Annotated in this window: 18 protein-coding genes and 10 pseudogenes; 14 read left to right on the top strand and 14 right to left on the bottom strand. The window is 45.5% G+C overall.

From position 1 onward, the window contains the following. Positions 1-7 precede the first annotated feature (7 nt). A pseudogene (locus NA389_RS02065) lies at positions 8-1,159 on the bottom strand (exonuclease VIII); the annotation flags it as partial. Between NA389_RS02065 and NA389_RS02060 the strand changes: the two are divergent. Together NA389_RS02060 and NA389_RS02055 are read left to right on the top strand one after the other, a co-directional pair. Next, positions 1,151-1,399 (top strand): annotated as a pseudogene (locus NA389_RS02060) (glycoside hydrolase family 19 protein); the annotation flags it as partial. The pseudogenes NA389_RS02065 and NA389_RS02060 overlap by 9 nt on opposite strands. Further along, positions 1,396-1,929 carry a DUF2514 domain-containing protein gene (locus NA389_RS02055; protein WP_001633683.1) on the top strand — a complete coding sequence of 178 codons (534 nt, stop codon included), beginning with the start codon at positions 1,396-1,398 and terminating at the stop codon, positions 1,927-1,929. The pseudogene NA389_RS02060 and the gene NA389_RS02055, both read left to right, overlap by 4 nt. A gap of 256 nt (positions 1,930-2,185) precedes the next feature. On the opposite strand, the gene NA389_RS02050 is transcribed toward NA389_RS02055, so the two are convergent. Next, positions 2,186-2,353, bottom strand: a complete 168-nt coding sequence (locus tag NA389_RS02050; protein WP_000789530.1) for a lytic enzyme — start codon at positions 2,351-2,353, stop codon at positions 2,186-2,188. Between the two features lie 64 nt (positions 2,354-2,417). Then, positions 2,418-2,600 (bottom strand): hypothetical protein, encoded by a 183-nt coding sequence (locus tag NA389_RS02045; protein WP_024134652.1) that lies wholly within the window; start codon positions 2,598-2,600, stop codon positions 2,418-2,420. Positions 2,601-2,654: 54 nt separating this feature from the next. Between NA389_RS02045 and NA389_RS02040 the strand changes: the two genes are divergently transcribed. From NA389_RS02040 to NA389_RS02020, 5 genes and pseudogenes are all read left to right on the top strand, one after another. After that, positions 2,655-3,146, top strand: coding sequence for a DUF1441 family protein (locus NA389_RS02040; RefSeq protein WP_000348550.1), 492 nt, complete (start codon positions 2,655-2,657; stop codon positions 3,144-3,146). After that, positions 3,133-3,700 (top strand): annotated as a pseudogene (locus NA389_RS02035) (phage terminase large subunit family protein); the annotation flags it as partial. The gene NA389_RS02040 and the pseudogene NA389_RS02035, both read left to right, overlap by 14 nt. Then, a pseudogene (locus tag NA389_RS02030) lies at positions 3,699-4,958 on the top strand (phage tail protein); the annotation flags it as partial. The pseudogenes NA389_RS02035 and NA389_RS02030, both read left to right, overlap by 2 nt. Next, a pseudogene (locus NA389_RS02025) lies at positions 4,957-5,328 on the top strand (macro domain-containing protein); the annotation flags it as partial. The pseudogenes NA389_RS02030 and NA389_RS02025, both read left to right, overlap by 2 nt. Further along, the gene (locus tag NA389_RS02020) at positions 5,318-5,902 is read left to right on the top strand and encodes a tail fiber assembly protein (protein WP_000143159.1); all 585 of its coding nucleotides are present in this window, start codon (positions 5,318-5,320) and stop codon (positions 5,900-5,902) included. The pseudogene NA389_RS02025 and the gene NA389_RS02020, both read left to right, overlap by 11 nt. A gap of 96 nt (positions 5,903-5,998) precedes the next feature. Here NA389_RS02020 and NA389_RS02015 read toward each other — a convergent pair whose 3' ends face one another. Both NA389_RS02015 and NA389_RS02010 read right to left on the bottom strand, forming a co-directional pair. After that, positions 5,999-6,199 carry a PagK family vesicle-borne virulence factor gene (locus NA389_RS02015; protein ID WP_031603924.1) on the bottom strand — a complete coding sequence of 67 codons (201 nt, stop codon included), beginning with the start codon at positions 6,197-6,199 and terminating at the stop codon, positions 5,999-6,001. Between the two features lie 377 nt (positions 6,200-6,576). Further along, positions 6,577-6,778, bottom strand: a pseudogene (locus tag NA389_RS02010) (IS3 family transposase); the annotation flags it as partial. On the opposite strand from NA389_RS02010, the gene NA389_RS02005 reads away from it, so the two are divergent. Further along, positions 6,769-6,894 carry a hypothetical protein gene (locus NA389_RS02005; protein WP_000457876.1) on the top strand — a complete coding sequence of 42 codons (126 nt, stop codon included), beginning with the start codon at positions 6,769-6,771 and terminating at the stop codon, positions 6,892-6,894. The pseudogene NA389_RS02010 and the gene NA389_RS02005 overlap by 10 nt on opposite strands. A 513-nt stretch (positions 6,895-7,407) precedes the next feature. Here the strand turns inward: NA389_RS02005 and NA389_RS02000 are convergent. Next, a complete protein-coding gene (locus NA389_RS02000; RefSeq protein ID WP_001537204.1) occupies positions 7,408-7,554 on the bottom strand; it encodes a hypothetical protein in 147 nt (48 codons plus the stop codon). Positions 7,555-7,568: 14 nt separating this feature from the next. Between NA389_RS02000 and NA389_RS01995 the strand changes: the two are divergent. Next, a pseudogene (locus tag NA389_RS01995) lies at positions 7,569-7,715 on the top strand (helix-turn-helix domain-containing protein); the annotation flags it as partial. 326 nt (positions 7,716-8,041) lie between these two features. On the opposite strand, the gene NA389_RS01990 reads toward NA389_RS01995, so the two are convergent. From NA389_RS01990 to NA389_RS01975, 4 genes and pseudogenes are all read right to left on the bottom strand, one after another. Next, positions 8,042-8,656, bottom strand: a complete 615-nt coding sequence (locus tag NA389_RS01990) for a disulfide bond formation protein B (protein WP_000848066.1) — start codon at positions 8,654-8,656, stop codon at positions 8,042-8,044. A 9-nt stretch (positions 8,657-8,665) separates the two neighbouring features. Beyond that, positions 8,666-8,824: a DUF5993 family protein gene (locus NA389_RS01985; protein WP_000480735.1), complete on the bottom strand. Its 159-nt coding sequence runs from the start codon at positions 8,822-8,824 to the stop codon at positions 8,666-8,668. Between the two features lie 132 nt (positions 8,825-8,956). Next, positions 8,957-9,871, bottom strand: coding sequence for a DMT family transporter (locus NA389_RS01980; RefSeq protein ID WP_001233453.1), 915 nt, complete (start codon positions 9,869-9,871; stop codon positions 8,957-8,959). Between the two features lie 792 nt (positions 9,872-10,663). Further along, positions 10,664-11,230, bottom strand: a pseudogene (locus NA389_RS01975) (fimbrial protein); the annotation flags it as partial. Here NA389_RS01975 and NA389_RS01970 point away from each other — a divergent pair. Both NA389_RS01970 and NA389_RS01965 read left to right on the top strand, forming a co-directional pair. Next, a pseudogene (locus NA389_RS01970) lies at positions 11,217-11,382 on the top strand (DUF4113 domain-containing protein); the annotation flags it as partial. The pseudogenes NA389_RS01975 and NA389_RS01970 sit on opposite strands and share 14 nt — an antisense overlap. 9 nt (positions 11,383-11,391) lie before the next feature. After that, positions 11,392-11,920, top strand: a pseudogene (locus NA389_RS01965) (transposase); the annotation flags it as partial. Between the two features lie 145 nt (positions 11,921-12,065). Here NA389_RS01965 and NA389_RS01960 read toward each other — a convergent pair. Next, on the bottom strand, positions 12,066-12,206 hold the full coding sequence (locus tag NA389_RS01960; RefSeq protein WP_001576018.1) for a hypothetical protein: 141 nt from the start codon (positions 12,204-12,206) through the stop codon (positions 12,066-12,068). A gap of 168 nt (positions 12,207-12,374) precedes the next feature. After that, on the bottom strand, positions 12,375-12,641 hold the full coding sequence (locus NA389_RS01955) for a hypothetical protein (protein ID WP_077905974.1): 267 nt from the start codon (positions 12,639-12,641) through the stop codon (positions 12,375-12,377). Between the two features lie 369 nt (positions 12,642-13,010). Here NA389_RS01955 and NA389_RS01950 point away from each other — a divergent pair, with 369 nt between their 5' ends. Next, positions 13,011-13,430: a GNAT family N-acetyltransferase gene (locus tag NA389_RS01950; RefSeq protein WP_000354400.1), complete on the top strand. Its 420-nt coding sequence runs from the start codon at positions 13,011-13,013 to the stop codon at positions 13,428-13,430. A gap of 387 nt (positions 13,431-13,817) precedes the next feature. Here NA389_RS01950 and NA389_RS01945 read toward each other — a convergent pair whose 3' ends face one another. Continuing rightward, positions 13,818-14,294, bottom strand: a complete 477-nt coding sequence (locus NA389_RS01945) for a hypothetical protein (protein ID WP_000102093.1) — start codon at positions 14,292-14,294, stop codon at positions 13,818-13,820. Positions 14,295-14,621: 327 nt separating this feature from the next. Then, a complete protein-coding gene (locus tag NA389_RS01940) occupies positions 14,622-15,017 on the bottom strand; it encodes a DUF1398 domain-containing protein (RefSeq protein WP_000422888.1) in 396 nt (131 codons plus the stop codon). Between the two features lie 683 nt (positions 15,018-15,700). Here NA389_RS01940 and sopE2 point away from each other — a divergent pair. Together sopE2 and NA389_RS01930 are read left to right on the top strand one after the other, a co-directional pair. Further along, positions 15,701-16,423: an SPI-1 type III secretion system guanine nucleotide exchange factor SopE2 gene (gene sopE2 / locus NA389_RS01935; RefSeq protein WP_000182069.1), complete on the top strand. Its 723-nt coding sequence runs from the start codon at positions 15,701-15,703 to the stop codon at positions 16,421-16,423. Between the two features lie 284 nt (positions 16,424-16,707). Continuing rightward, the gene (locus tag NA389_RS01930) at positions 16,708-16,872 is read left to right on the top strand and encodes a hypothetical protein (RefSeq protein ID WP_001134850.1); all 165 of its coding nucleotides are present in this window, start codon (positions 16,708-16,710) and stop codon (positions 16,870-16,872) included. Positions 16,873-17,056 lie beyond the last annotated feature (184 nt).

Raw genomic sequence — 17,056 nt, 5'->3', positions numbered from 1 at the left:
ACTCGGTTAACGCCATCACACTCTGGTACATAAGTTCGATTTTCCGGCCTTCTTCTGCCGTAAGCACGGTTATTCCTGTCCGTGCGCACTCTTCCAGAAAGGTTTTCTCTTCTTCTTTTCCTGCACTGGTACGGCGGTTAAACTCCGGTGCGATGATGAAGCGTTTACTGAATTCCTCTGGTTCCAGTACCCGGCAGTGAAAAGCCGTTCCTGTATCGAGAGATTTTGTTTTCTCCGTGTCCACGGGGGCATTTTTGCGCCAAAGATAAATTGCTGGTGTATCTGCGATATCATCAAGCTGTGATTTACTGACCCCCGGGCCAGCGTGATACGCCTCGTTAGGGATGTCATAGTAAATGCCTGGCTGTATATCATCAGGGACAGTGAAATTTCCGTTTTCTACGGGATCTGCCGCTTCGCCAGCTTCATCACCGCCAGTACCTGATCCACCGTCCGTTGTAATTTCCTGCCCTGTATCGCCAGCCGTTTCCTGCTGGTTGCTCTCTTTCGGCGTTTCTCCATCTCTTTCTGTTCTGGCTTCCGTTTTTTCGGTCTGGTTTGAGGGGGGCGGAAATAGCGCTGATACATCGAAAGTCCCGTCCGCGTTTCTGGTGACAGCCTCCGGCTCTGCTGCTAGTTGTTTTTCCTCCGGCACCACTTCTTCTTTTTCACCCTGATTTGAGGCGCTGTAATTGTTAGGAACCCATTTCGGATCGTTCGGGTCGCTGATGTCTTCGGCATATTCACCGCGCACGGCTGCCAGTTGTTTACCAACATCAACCGGGTTTTTGGGTGGAATGTTTTTACGTGCTTCGTGCAGTTCTGCCCGTATTTTCTGGTAGCCTGCTTCTGTCTGGCTTACAGGTGGCTCATTCTCCAGCGGCTGTGGATCCGGATGATGTTCAGTTGTGTCCTGTTCCACTGCTTCAGGCGTTGCTGGTTCATCTGCCAGTTCGCCTGTCGGTTGCGGTTTTTCTTCATCACACTGAAATCTCCCTGCCTCAATATCCCGCAGACATTTGCCCGCCTGACGAAGCCTTGCTGCATTTTCTTCATGGGTTGTTGGGGTGTTATCAGGCACATATTCGTACCAGTCCGGATCGCGAACGCCATGAACGGCAACAAAGCTTTCGCACCACGTCCGGCGAAGATCAGGATTACTGGGCTGGAGAATTACACCAGATGTGGCGTTGCCCTGAAACTGGATCTGGTGGCGAATCCGGGACAGCTTGAGCTGGAACGTCATGCCGCCCGATCCGCAGCGTGGTTTTTTGTGACTAAAGGGTGTCTGAAATATTCCGGCGACCTGGTACGTGTTACGCAGATCATCAACGGAGGGCAGAACGGCATCGGTGATCAGCGGGAGCGCTTTGAGAAAGCAAAATCGGTGCTGGTATGAATCTGTTATCTGCTCTTCTGAAAAGATACTGGTTGCAGCTGGTGTTTATTTTGCTGATGGCTGGTGCGTTTATCGTCGGTAATGTCTGGAGTGACAGGGGCTGGCAAAAAAAATGGGCAGATCGCGACAGCGCTGAATCCTCTCAGGAAGTCAACGCCCAGACCGCCGCCCGTATTATTGAACAGGGCCGCGTTATTGCCCGTGATGAGGCTGTGAAAGATGCACAAGCGCAAGCCGCTAAATCTGCTGCCACTGCTGCTGGCCTGTCTGCCACTGTTAGCCAGCTGCGTACCGAAGCAAAAAAACTTGCCACCCGCCTGGACGCCGCAAAGCACACCGCAAATCTTGCCGCTGCCGTCAGAAGCAAAACAACCAACGCCGACGCCAGAATGCTTGCCAACATGCTCGGAGATATTGCAGAAGAAGCTAAACATTATGCTGGAATCGCTGACGAGCGCTACCGGGCAGGAATGACGTGTGAACGAGTATATGATTCGGTGAGAGAGTCAAATAATTACAGGAGGCATTGAAACTCCCCCTGTAATATTGCTGTAAAAAAGTGACTACATATCATCAGATGGAACCAGATGAATAAGAACAGGTTTTTCACCAGATGAAACTGATAAGTACTCACTCAGTTTTGATATAGCTGAAATCTGTCTGAATAACCTGTCGGGGTGCTGGAATAACAACTTTCCGGAAATTCTTCTGCAATGGATTTTACTTTTAGTGACCATTCGCCTCTTTATCTGTAGAGGTGGGTAACGAATTTAAAAAGCATTCTGCTTACTTAGGGGGAACATCCTGATGACTGCCTGCAATATTGCAAATTCCATTTTCATTGTATGAACCACCTGAATCAAGGCACTCATCTTCCATCAGGAATTTCTGCGACCACATACCTGCATAAAAAACGATAATAATGGCTACGATAATAGTGATGATGTTTTTCATTTATGTTCTCTGTGTGTTGTTATTGAAAATGATAATCAATATCGCAAAATGAAATAAATAATCATTAAGTGGTAGTTGTTGATAATTGTTCGCATTTTAAAAAGGTACTCCCGGCGGGGCGGTCTGCCACGGGGCGGCAGCGGCGCGGGATTTGGCGCATTTTTGATTTTTCATGCATCATCATGTTGTAACTCTCTGTTTTAATGTCATTTTTTAAAAGGTGATGGTTTGTATGTTTTTTGTTCATCATATTTTGTTTTTCCGGGGGAGGGCGCGCTAAGAAACAGCCCCAGAGGTAAAAATGGACGGCGAACTGAAGAACCTCAAATGCAATATCAGTCAGCTTGCCGCTATTACAGGGTTACATCGACAGACGGTTGTCAGTCGTCTCTCGGGCGTTCCCCTGGCACCGGGAAGCAATGAAAAAAATAAGCTGTATCTCCTGACGGATGTGATCCGCGTACTGATGGAAACGCCAGTTTCCCAGCCTGCTGAACATCAGGACCCGAATAAAATGACTGCAAAAGAGCGTAAGGGCTGGTTTGACTCCGAAAAGGGGCGTCTCTGGCTGGAAAAAGAGATGAAGCAGGTCGTCCCGTTGCCGGAAGTCCGTCAACAAATGGCGGCGATAGTCAAGGCCATTACGCAGGTACTTGAAGTCTGGCCGGATAAACTGGAAAAGGATAAGGGATGGTCTGCGGATCAGCTAAACGAGGCCCAGGATGTGATGGATGAGGTCAGAATACTGTTAGTTAAGGCAATACAGGAGACCGCAGACGATGACGGGGAATAAATATGGCTCTGCAGCGGCAGTACGCCGGGAGGTTGCTGAATATCTCAGGCCTCCACGCAGAATGCCGGTAGCGGAAGGAATAAAACAATTTATGTTTGTTCCCCGCGGTGCCAATACGGCGGTTCCTTGGGATGACACGTTAGCGTCTCAGTCCTTCCCGAAATGACAACAACGTCCACGATAAAATGTTTCGTGATGGTTCATTCCTGAAAATTGGCTGGCCGTCCATAATCGTTTTTTCTTCGTCGGATTACAAGCGGGTGGCGCTGACCGACTATGACCGTTTCCCTGAAGATATCGATGGCGAGGGAGATGGTTTTTCCCTGGCATCCAAACGTACCACCACCTTTATGTCTGCGGGGATGACACTGGCAGAGAGTTCGCCTGGTCGGGAAATCACCGATGTGAAATGGCGGCGTTCTTCGCCGCACGAAGCCCCGCCCACGACAGGCATTCTTTCTCTTTATAACCGGGGCGATCGCCGTCGGTGGTACTGGCCCTGTCCACACTGCGGCGACTGGTTCCAGCCCGCGATGGAAAACATGGTGGGGTATGGGTGAGGTACAGACCAAAGCCTCGCTGGACAGTCCGGCACTGACCGGCACGCCAACGGCACCAACGCCGGAAACCACAGCTGCAGGTATTGAAATTGCCACGGCAGCGTTTGTGGCTGCGAAAGTGGCGCAGTTGGTTGGTTCTGCGCCGGAAGCGCTGGACACCCTGCAGGAACTGGCTGACGCGTTGGGAAACGATCCGAACTTTGCCACCACGGTACTGAATAAACTGGCGGGCAAGCAGCCGCTGGACGAAACCCTGACGGCGCTGTCAGGAAAAAGCGCTGATGGTCTTATCGAATATGTTGGTTTACGGGAAACGATAAATCACGCCGCCGATGCGTTACAAAAATCACAGAATGGTGGCGATATTCCGGAAAAGCCGCTGTTTGTACAAAATATCGGAGCGCTCCCTGCATCAGGTACGGCTGTTGCAGCGAACAGACTGGCATCACGCGGCGCGCTTCCGGCACTGACTGGTACGACAAGAGGCAGTGATAGCGGCCTGATAATGGGCGAGGTTTACAATAACGGTTATCCAACGCAATACGGGAATATTTTGTGTCTGACCGGAATCGGTGATGGAGAAATATTAATCGGATGGCGTGGGGTTAATGGTGCTCCTGCGTCTGCATATATTCGCAGCCATCGAGATACCGCCGACGCTGAGTGGTCAGAATGGGCGATGTTCTACACCTCACTAAATCCGCCACCGGATTCGTATCCAGTAGGTGTGGCGATAGCATGGACGTCTGATGCTACTCCGGCAGGTTACGCTCTGATGCAGGGGCAATTGTTTGATAAATCTGTTTACCCGTTACTGGCTATAGCGTATCCGTCCGGCATTATCCCTGACATGCGAGGCTGGACAATCAAAGGTAAACCCACCAGTGGGCGAGCTGTACTTTCTCAGGAGATGGACGGCAACAAATCGCACTCGCACACCGCGCGGGCGCAGGATACCGACTTAGGGACAAAAACTACCTCATCCTTTGATTGTGGCACGAAATCGACCAATACAATGGGCAACCATACTCACCAGTTCGGAGGCTATATCAACTCATACCGGGGGGATTCAAATCACACTTCATTTCAGCCTGGAGGTGGTGCGTGGACACAGGCCGCTGGCGACCATGCGCATACAGTTTATATCGGAGGACACGAGCACACCATGTATATCGGTCCACACGGACACGTCGTTATTGTGGACGCAGACGGTAATGCGGAAACCACAGTTAAAAACATTGCATTTAACTATAATGGGGGCCGGATGTGGTCAGGTCCCCCCGGACAGCGTCGCCCGGCAAATGAAGCTGGCGTGGGAAAGTTTCAGTAATCCACCCAAAGTAATCAACTGGCAATACGCCAGCGCCCGCCAGAATGCTGTATTCAGCACAACGGCATACTGTCCGTCAAAGACGCTTTGTCCGAACGCCAGAACGGAATATATCGGTTTTGGTGATTATAGAACGTATTGCAAAAAATCAGGTAACACCTGCATCAGTCCCCGTCATCAGGTTGATGATATTTATATTGGTTCGCATAACCATGCTGTTTCCCTTAGCCCCAATTTTCATGGTAAGCACCTGAAACCAGAGTATTTATCCGGAGTAAAAAATGACGTTTAAAATGAGCGATACCCCGCAGACAATTAAAATTTTTAATCTTCGTTCAGATACAAACGAATTTATTGGTGCAGGTGATGCATATATCCCGCCGCACACGGGATTATCGGCAAATTGTACTGATATAGCCCCTCCTGATATTCCCTCCAGTTATATTGCGGTATTTGACTCTGAAATCCAAACGTGGAGTCTGCATGAAGACCACCGCGGTGAGACAGTTTACGACACAACAACCGGCAATCAGGTTTATATCTCCGATCTTGGTCCGCTACCTGAAAACGTCACATCAGTTTCACCAGGTGGTGGATACAAAAAATGGGATAGTAAGGCTCAGGTCTGGGTGAATGATGAAGCTGCGGAGGCCGCAGCCAGACTTCGTGAAGCTGAAGGAACGAAAAACAGACGCCTGCAAATAGCGTCTGAAAAAATCGCGCCGTTACAGGATGCAGTGGATCTGGACGGAGCAACCGATAAAGAAAAAGCTTCTCTTCTGGCATGGAGAAAGTACCGGGTACAGGTAAACCGTGTTGATACTTTAAAGCCTGTCTGGCCGGAGAAACCAGCCAGTAGTTTATAATTTGTCAGGAAAACTCAGGCCTTATTTATAGCAAATATGAAGAAGGCCTGTCTGTCATAACTGATATGGTTACTGGCTAGTATATTAAATTTATACTCAATAACCTCTACACATTTTAAACCAATCTTCAGGGAAGGGTATGTCAGTAGGCCAAAGATTACACCACTTTTTAGGCATTGGCTTAATTGTTTCTTCTTTTTTATGATCTTGAGAGTCTGCCGCTATTGTAAGAGCAGGATATAGTGAAGATGGTAATATTAAAACCATTGCTAAAAATACGCTCTTAACGTGTTTCATAATATGTTACCTGTTAAATTGTGGCACACTATCCTTACGGTTACAGCATCCTTTACTATAGATATTAAACGTTATTCATTACCATCAGGTGAGTAAATAAAAACCATTTATAAAATATTTAACTTAAATAAAAATGATAAGCACTATTATATTTTATTTTCAATGTAAATTAATTCATGTGAAAGTGATTTCATGTGCTTTTCAAATCATGGCTGGCTCGCCCCCCCGGAGGAACAGGCCAGTTAACATTATCAGGAGTGTTTGTTATATCAATCAACTTCACTTCATTCTTGTAAGCCAGCCACACTAACAGTTTTGATCCTGTCCGCGTATTGTGGACACAGCCTTAAGCGAGGTTCTGGTTTTCAAATTGTTCCGGACTGAGATCGCCGCAGACCCTGACGGCGCAGGCTGGACGCTATCGTTTTTACATTGTACCTCAGGCCCCAGGTTCACTTCCTCAGCAAGCCGGGGCGCACCGTAGCGCTGTTTTGCCTGGCTGAAGGCCTCTCTTACGACATTGTCGCAGTCCTGCCGGAACTGCTGGTGGGTATTAACGACTGTGCGCCTTGTTTGCCAATGCTGATTCCGAACTCATTCTGACGCCGATCATCATTGCCGTGTTGCTCGCGCCTGGTTTCAGCAAAAGCACCACGCTGGCTATACTGCATTTCTTTTTCCGCAGGGAGAAGTGAGTAAATGAGTATGGAAATGGAGCTTTCCCTATAATGGCGGCTGAAGCTAATCATGTGTCATGTATTGCAAATGTCAAAGTGATAAATAAAGTTTCAACAGTCTGTGTTTTTTGTGAAAACGACTCGCTATGGTGCTAACCCTATATGAGGGACTGATTGAACATCAGATATATCCCGGCTTATTTAATACTGCTTACTATGAGGGTAATAATATGTTTTCTCTTATTAAATCACGTAAAGTTTTATTCATAACAACTCTTCTGCTGTTGTCGTCTGCTGCCCAGCCAGCGTTCGCCCTGGGGTGCATAGGGGACGGTGGTAGCACTGCAGACTGTGCAAAGGTTTGTTCCCTGGCGGCAGGTGTAGGCCCCCTTGGTTTTCTCATTTGCTTTTAATGTCTGAGAAGTGGTTATCCTGAGCCTTTCCTGTTCATGTAGTGAAGGCCCATTCAGAACATCATATTTAAACTATCGTAATGGAACAAAGAGTTACTTTAAAGAGCTCTTTGTTCCTTTAACCTTGATGAAGATGGTCAACGTCTGGTTTTACAATTCCGATACAGGCAGGATAGCTGCTATGTTTGTTATCCATCTGGAAGGTTATCTGGCTGATAGCATCAAGCGCCAGTTGTGGCCATTGCTTCAGTACCCAGTGTGCCACTACAGTGCCACTACATTGGTGGCCGTAGGCCAAAACTGACGCCGGAGCAATGGGCGCAGGCAGGGTGCCTTATTAGGGCAGGAGTACCGCGACAGCAGGTAGCGATTATTTATGATGCGGGGCTGTCGACGCTGTACAGAAAATTCCCTGTGTTAGGGTAATGCAGTATTTCCACGGTGCGTGCCACCCAAATATGTGCTGTGGATGCTTTATAGGGTGTGCCATTTTTGTGTCAAACATGGTGAAGCATCATTCTATTTCTAACATCATGTGCCATTGAGTTGAGCAATGGGAATGCGGAAATGTGTATTTGAAACAGTTAGTTAAATGTGATTCTACTAATTCGTAATGCGAAGGTTGTAAGTTTGATTCCTGTTATTGCAACATTTCAATGTTACTGTAACTTCCGTGTTAGCCCATAACCATTCCAATTTCTACAAGACAGGTGCTTGCTATATATTTACCAATCAGTCATTTTAAAAGTGCGTCATAACCGGAGAACTGTCCTCGTCAGGAGGCCTGTTTTCAGAAAGGCAATATCCTGTTTCGACAGTAGCTTATATGTGACCGGGTTAGCAGCACATTCCCCTCCGCCACATTCCAGTACAGTTGAAATAAGGTTGGCAGTAATCAGTAACAGAAATACCCAACCGACAATACTGAACAGGTCCGGATTAATATTCAATGAACGAAATGCAACATTCATGCTACTGATTGCCAGAACTACCGCAACAGCAATAATAATGAGAATTGACGTAATCAGAGTCCAGGTATAAAAGTGTAATCCAAAAAATGCAGAACCATATCCTGTGTCACCGGGCATGATATGCAAACATATTTGCCGGGATGCCATAACTCCGGTCAGGATACTGCCAATAATTACCATCCCGTAATGTATACCTCGTAGACCAAAGCAGAGGTTAAATAAAAAGCCAAAACCGGCGATGATGAGGCCAGCCCGCTGTAATAAGCAAATTGGACAAGGCAGCTCATGCCTAACGAGTTGATAATAAAAGGCTACAACCAGAGCAACGCATATCCCAAGGAGTCCCATCTGATTAATCAGATGAACAAATGTTGTTGGATGATGATGCGTTTTCATACACACTCCTTAAAATGACAAAGTCAGCGAATTGGTCATATGATGGATGAATGATAAAATAGTGACGATGAGTAAAACGGCCCACAGAATGTAGCTGACTTTATCCTTTCTGTTTATGGCTCCCATTGCCACGCTCAGTGCAAGCAAGAATGGCAGAAACATGAACATAAAAAACTCCTTTATTACATTGCTTGTTAATATAATCGCTGTGTATTACCGGGTCTGTATTCCAGCTTATCCACCCCGCATTAGCTGGAGCTCAGTAAGGCATCAGGAATTATTTGCGTTATTATAAATCGATTATTTCTGTGATGAATTATCCCGGCATCTGCTGGTTACAGGGATATTTCTGGCGACAAGAGTAAGAAATATCCCGATAGCTAATGGTATAATAAGCAGCATTGAGTGTGTTGAAATAGCATATCCATAAATATAGTCTTCCAGACTTACCGCAATCAGCGGAAAGATAAGAAATACAAGCGAAGCCTGGAAGGCATTAGCCTTTTGCTGAAGCGCAAAGTAGCACAGGATACCAAAAACTCCAGCAAAAGCCCCGAGATACAGGGTAGCTAATATTGAGTGTACTGAGAAGGTTGATACTTGTGGTCTTTCAAAAAACCATCCTGTCGCAGAAAGTATCAACCCAGCTAAAAGGCACGGGAGTGCATTAAATGTGATAACAGAGACAGTACAACTTCTTTTCTTACATTGTGTATATATTATGGCATGGATTAACACAGCAGAAATAAGTGCAGTGATACCCTGCCAGTGACTCTCTGTACTTGTATTCGTTTCTTCAAGAAGTATCCCCGTCAATGCAGTGATTGCGATAGTTAAGCCCGCGATCTGCATTAGTTTCGCTTTTTCATTTAGAAACAAAACCGATGCTATCAAAACGGCCACAGGCATATTCGCAAAGATAATGGCGGCAAGCCCAGAGTTGACATAGGTTTCACCATAAATCATTAGTGAGAAAGGAATAGAAAAATAAAAGATGCAAATCACAAACTGGAATAATCGTTGTCCGGGAGGAAACAACAGTGTTTTTTTTCTTAACCATGCAATGATGATTAAAAAAGGTGCTGCAAACATAAACCTCATTCCGGTTGCAAACACTGGAGGGATCGTTTCAACGGCAATTCGCATAGCCAACCATGTAGTCCCCCAGGTCAGTGAAACTAGCATGAATAATATAGATATCGACACCTTGCGCATAAGATCCTCTCCGTAAAAAAATTAATTTAGCTTTTTAGCTAGAAAAAAGTAGCGTTTTCTTCACTGTGTTTTTTATATGTTTAGATAAAAATTTCTCTATCAGAAGACGCAGTTATGCTGAATGAGAAAAATAAGAAATGACTCAGGCTGTTACCACACGATTGTCCACTGCGCCAGCAAGACCTGGCAGCAGTTGTCGATTTAATGTCTATTCTTGCTGGAAGGCATAAAACGCCTTGAAGATGAAGAGCTCATCATTAGTCGGGTTCCCTTGTTGAGCCAGGACAAGTTTAACTTATCGCTTTCAACCCTTACGATGATAAATGATCTTATCCACCCATAATGGACATACGGCTAAATGAGTAAATTCTCAAGTAAGAGGCAGGATCTGTATCAACCAGTAAGAAGCCCCGGAAACAGCACCGGCGGAATTCCGTCAGGAAGCTCTGAAACTCGCTGAATGCACGTTGCCCGCGAACGATTGTTAATCAGCGTCATAGCAAGAATAATTGTTTGTTTCACAAGGAGATAGAAAAAAACTATAGCTTTGCGCCGGGGCGGAGGCAGGAGGAGATAACTCGTTGTAATAGAATGTTTTTATATGGCGACCTTAATACTGGCGCCATTTGGGATAAAATCTAATCAATTAACAAAATTGTGATCCGCTTCTAAATTACTTCTCCTGGCCGTACGGCTACCTGGAAGAATTTGTTCTGAGTCAGATTCATCACGAGAGCTTGTAAAACCCATTACGTAGCCGCAGAACATAATGGGTTACCAGAGCAAAACAGTTTATAACGTAACATAGATGCCAGACACACTACGACGCGATGCCTGTAATTGCGCATTAACGCTTCCTGCTGTTACTGTTTGTCCGCCGATCGCCTCAAGTGAGGCAGTAAAATCACCGCTGTAGGTTTCTACTGAACCGGATGATACCCGTGTGGTTAAATCTTTATAGCCATACCAGCCTCGGGCGTTGCCGATGCCCGTCCTGATACGATCGGGCAACAGATTAATCGGCGTACCGGCATCGTTATAGATGCGAATTCCTACTCCGGAAGCTACGCCGGGTTCGCCATAATGGGTGTCCAGTAGCCACGACAGACCGCCTGCGGATGCGGTTATCCCCAGGCGACGAGCCACCGCCACGGCGGTGGGTTGATTAACGACAAACCCCATCGCGACATTGGCGGCACTAATGGTTGGACGGGGGCTGGATACGGCGCCGGACTCACATTCCAGGCTGACGTGGAAAGGTACCTGACTACTCCCCCCGGCGGCTAATACGCCGACGGCGACAGGGGGAATTTTCACGATCGCAGGATAATCTGTGATTTTACATAACGCGCCGCGCGCCGGTAGTGCGAAGCTGATGGAAGTACTGGACCATCTTAACGCAAAAGACGGGAAGGGGACGCTGTACTTCGCCGGGGGGGATGCCGCAACAGTGGGCTATGAAGCGAGAAATGCTTTCGCCTCGGTATACCACCCGCTATGAAGACCTGCTTCTTCCTGATGTTCAGGACATCCTGATTGCCTGTGTGGATGGTCTGAAGGGCTTCCCGGATGCGATAAACAGCGTCTTCCCGCAAACCTATATCCAGCTATGCATTATCTATATGGTGCGTAACTGCCTGAAATACGTGTCCTGGAAAGACTACAAAGCCGCCACCAGCGGCCTCAGGCCCGACCGAAGAGGCGGCACTGATGGCGATGGATGCGTTCGCGAAAGTCCGGGACGATAAATATCCGCAAATCAGCAAAAGCTGGCATGCGCACCGGGAAAACCTCAATACGCTCTTCAGTTATCCGCCGGATATCCGCAAGGCCATCTATACGACAAACGCAATCGAATCCCTGAACTGCGTGATCCGTGCCGCGATTAAGAAACGCAAGGTGTTCCCAACGGATGACTCAGTACGAAAAGTTATTTATCTGGCAATCAAGGACGCGTCAAAAAAATGGAGTATGCCGATCCAGGACTGGTGGCTGGCGATGAGCCATTTTATTATCGAGTTCGGTGACCGCCTGAGCGATCACCTTTAATAACTGGGCAGTTACACAGAATTACTGACAGGCTCATTCTTTTGTGTTGCGCATCTCTGTTTCTATTGTTTTAGATAGCCATAAGAGCTCCGTTGCTGAGAGTTTTAGTCGTGGGGTTCTTTCTTCTGTACCGGGTGGTCGCATTTCAAAACTGCAGGAACATCTGCTGAATACTGTATACTCCTGTATTTTGCATGTTGTTGAGATCAGTGTGCAATTCCTCGGTACTGGCTTGTTCTGTATAGGTCTGGAGATTTCTGGGTAGTGTCCTTGTGGACCTGAACATATGTTTTTGATTGAAAATGGCATCGTGTTTTATCCTTTACGCTGTGAAATGTTGTTTTGTGCTCTTCTGTTGTGATTGGTGATGTGACGGGATCGTCCATGCACCCTTCCTTTTATTGACGGCGTATCAGTCCATTGATGCCATGCTCGCTTAATTTGTCCAGCATCATCAAGCCGTCGTTTTCTTTCTGCTGCAATTCAAGCAACTTAAACCGTATTTCGTTAAGTAAAGGTTTAATAACTCCGCGCTTGCGAACCACCTTTTTGATAACGTCTTTTTCGAAGTATAAACGGCAGAAGTGATTTTCATAATTCGCCTACACTTTTCACCCAGCGCTGGCAAATTTTCAACGCTGAAAGGCTGGGGAGAAGGGCGTCCAGTTGCTGAACGGAGAGCGTACCAAACGCCCTGATTCCACGCGTTATCAAACTTCATACCGTGGTTATCATCCAGACAAGGCGCTTGAGGTTGCTCATGTCTTTTGGGGAAAAAGGTTCGGTGGTGGGTACTGGATATCCTGGTTCGGGAAGTGGGTTCCACTGGTGCCAAATACAGGGTGCTGGTAAACCGGGTGGATACCTCAAATCCTGACAGGCCAGAGCATCAGCCTGATAAAATCGTATTACTGATTTCTAACCAGTGGCACATTAATTGTACCAGCTCAGACTCCAACTGACAGTTTGCTTTAAGCGAGTAGAGGACGTGACCTGCTCCCAGGAGTAAAAATAAACTTTCTATTGATACATTTAATTAACTTATTTATAACGTTATATTCCAAATGCAAACTTGTTCAATTGGATATGTATGGACATTCAAATCACACATCAAGTTACTGAATTTGATAAAGAAGAACTGTTAGCCGGATTAAGAAGCTACAATGCTCAGTTCGTCGATTTTAGTAAAAATGGGCAGCTTGGGGTCTACTGCAGAAACGAAAGCGGCGAAATGGTAGGCGGATTAATTGCTGACAGAAAAGGTCCGTGGCTCTGCATCGACTATCTTTGGGTAAGTGAATCTGCAAGGAGCTGCGGTCTGGGGAGCAAACTTATGGATATGGCCGAAAAAGAAGGTTTGCGGAAAGGCTGTGTTCATGGACTTGTAGATACCTTTAGCTTCCAGGCTCTCCCTTTTTATGAAAAACAGGGTTATATACTTCAAATGTCGCTACCGGACTTTCCTAAAGTAGGTTCGCAAAGGCATTATTTAATTAAGCCTGGTTTATAGCTTTGCTGCATTTGAATACCCATAGTTTTATGAAAGCTGCAATCAGGTGACTTTAAAATATATCGTATTGTTGGCCTTAACACACCATGATCAGCGTCCGCTTCTGGCACAGGGCGGACAGTCAGATTAGGTTTGGCGCTGTGCCATAGATATGTCAGCTCACATTTGAGCTAATACCCCATGGCACGGCTAGAGGTACTCAGACAGTCGCTTGTAGGCGGCATGGTCCGGATACAAAAACATATTGCGCTGTTATATAAACTGTAAACTGGGCTGTGCGTATAATACGAATCTTTCACTCAGAGAAACCTGCTGACAGCGTTAGTACTCCATTAATTAATTTTATACTAAATCTCTGTGGTATGGCACAGGCGTTTAGAAGACAGTTCAATTGCGATCTGCTGGCTGGGATTTCGTCGCGCCGCTCAAAAATGCACAGAGTTTTTCACCCGCCGTCAATGGCTCAATGGGCGTTTTTCCGAGGGCGGTCTCAGTCATGACGATGGCAGGACCAATAAGCATGGACCATACTTCGCTCGTGTCTTGCTCAAGCGATGTGAAGGCAAGGAACAGTGTCTTATCTGAAGGAAAGCGGTGCTGAGTATTAAAAAGTTTCAGCCAGGCGCGGGACTGCCGGTCGGCCTGTGCTGATCGCGTACCGAAGCGGAGTACTCTTTTTAGTATGGTGATACCCACAATGCCTGGCCCCAGAATAAAGGGACTCCCGACGTTTATGGTGACGCCGACCCCGAGAAAAACGAGGGCAAATGACAGCACGTTATCTACTCTTCTGGTAAGGGTACTGTATAGCTTTTCCAGATAGTACCGGTAAAGAATTTGATAACTGATTTCATCCGTGCTCATACATCTCCAGATGGTTTTTCGATTACGCTCCGGTATGCTCCCGGAATCCTGACAGATTCTGCAATTATGCCACACTTCCTGAAGGGTATTAATTAGATAGAATATAAATAGCAGGCAAATATTTTGAGCTTTTAGTCGATATCGCTTTGAAAATCATTTCTCCTGCACCAGGAGATGCTGTTGTCGGGAATCGTGTCAAACGTTGCTGCGCCGGTCGGACTGCACAGGGTAACTCTCGTAGTCAGACTCTCATTATGGTCTCAAATGGATAATCCGCAGTCGTAACACGCCGAATGTCACGACTGACGCTATTATTACCCTGGCTTGTTAAAGCGGCATGACCACATTTTCTATATATAATAATTGGTTGTCTTTCGACCAGTATTGTCGAGTTTTTTGGTTTAATTCAACAATCCATTTAAAAACGCCTGCTGTTGCCAGCTCGGTACAGTATTTTTCATAGGAATGTTCCCCCGAAAAGTGTTTGGCTGAAGTCAATTTTATTAATTGCGTATTTGGTGTTGAATTGACTTTAATCAGCTTTCTATTGCTTTTAATAGAAATGAAGTGGCCTGCATGAGTGATAATTTTAACATTACCGGTAGCAACAAAATAGATGTAATAAGCGATATTATTATATTCCAGATCGATTAGAAATGCGTTGAAATTTGCATCCTTTCTGACGCGCTCGAAAAAGTGGTTAAGCATAAGCTGTAATTCCATTTGTTAACCTATTGTAAGTTCTAATGTTATATGTTGTGTTAGAGTATTGTTGCTTAAAAGCAGCCATACAAAGATGTTACCTAAAAGCAATAATAATCGTCTGGTATCATATAGTTTACGTTATGATTGGAATAGTGTTGCAATTGTTACTGATTATTTCTCGTAGCGCGTTTTTTTGACCACTAATAGATGAGTCAATCCATTTCATTTGTAGTTTTTCTGAACGCCATGAAAAGTCATAATATATAAAAATCAGTTAATTAATTGATATTTAGATAAAGGTTACAGTGGCGGAGAGGTTTGGCATGGCGACTTTATAGGTTTTGAAAAAGCGGCTAACTCGCTGGCAGGATAATTGGTCGCCAGCCTGTGAATGGGGGCAAAATCGTAACAACATCAGCATAAATAATAATATTCATGAATGTTTTGTGTGACGCAGCAGTTGAATTGAAGTGATGTTTTACCTGTTCAGGATTGTCCCGATAAAAATGTTCCTCGATAAAAGTCGAACACCTTGCGCCGAAAAAAAACAGGCTAAGTGACAGAAGAACAAAATCCATCAGGAAAATAAAATTTATAAATATCAATGAGTAAAAATGGTTGTGGAGAAGGTGGCTATTTTTTGAAAGCAAGAAATATAAACAAAGTGTAGCTATGCATAGTTATCTAAAAGGAGAACTACCGTGACTAACATAACACTATCCACCCAGCACTACAGAATCCATAGAAGTGACGTTGAACCAGTAAAAGAAAAAACAACGGAGAAGGACATTTTTGCAAAAAGTATTACTGCCGTTAGAAATAGCTTTATCAGCCTGTCGACGAGTTTGTCAGATCGCTTTAGCCTGCATCTGCAAACAGACATACCGACTACCCATTTTCATCGTGGGAGCGCCTCTGAGGGGAGGGCAGTATTAACCAGTAAAACTGTTAAAGATTTTATGCTGCAAAAGCTCAATAGCCTGGATATCAAAGGTAATGCGAGTAAAGATCCGGCCTATGCTCGTCAGACATGCGAAGCCATATTAGCAGCCGTGTACAGTAATAATAAAGATCAATGTTGTAAATTACTCATCAGTAAAGGGATCAGTATTACCCCATTTCTGAAAGAGATAGGAGAGGCTGCGCAGAATGCGGGGCTACCTGGAGAGATGAAAAACGGCGTATTTACTCCAGGTGGGGCAGGGGCGAATCCTTTTGTCGTCCCCCTCATTGCTGCAGCGAGCATTAAATATCCGCATATGTTTATAAATCATAATCAGCAGGTGTCTTTTAAAGCGCATGCTGAGAAAATCGTTATGAAAGAAGTTACGCCGCTGTTTAATAAGGGGACGATGCCAACGCCACAACAATTTCAGTTAACTATAGAAAATATTGCGAATAAGTATCTTCAGAATGCCTCCTGAAGATAGCAAACACAATACCGCTATTAACCGTATGAATTAATAGCAGATTTTCTGAAACTATATATTCATTTTTATGGCGACGCTTTTAACAAAACGTCGTCATCTTTATTTTAATATAAAAATCAAATGGATAACCTTAAAACTTAAAATAATTGTTATTACTCTAAATACCTGCACAACCAGACAGCTTTTTTTGTAACGCTGCGTGTTGTTAAGTCTATGATACCCGCGCACGGATGATGTCTCGATAAGGATTAATGGTCTGTTAACTGTCAGGAGAGGTTATGCCGCCTTTAAAAAAAATTATGCTGCTTCTGTTTGTGGGGGCGATGGTCGCCACGGTAACGACACCTGCATTGGCGCTGGTTTGCCTTGCAACTCACTCAGCTGAAGAGTGTGCTGAAGCCTGTGGTGTCGATATGTGGTTTATGTTTCCGATATGTTTTTAAGGAGGAAGAATATTGAAGGTGAACAGGCGATAGTGAGTAGCTCGCTGCGCCAGGGGATAACACTCCCCTGGCGCAGCCAGTTATATTTTATTGCGATGATAACAAAGCATTTACTCGCTACTGATGAAATTCGCTATTTACAACAGAGCACGTTTACTAAGCAAAAAAAATCTGCACACGCTAT

It is taken from the genome of Salmonella sp. NW645 (assembly GCF_051703725.1).
GTDB classification, from domain to species: domain Bacteria; phylum Pseudomonadota; class Gammaproteobacteria; order Enterobacterales; family Enterobacteriaceae; genus Salmonella; species Salmonella enterica.
The sequence above is the reverse complement of the archived record's forward strand: the minus strand, read 5'-3'. Positions and strand labels throughout refer to the sequence as shown.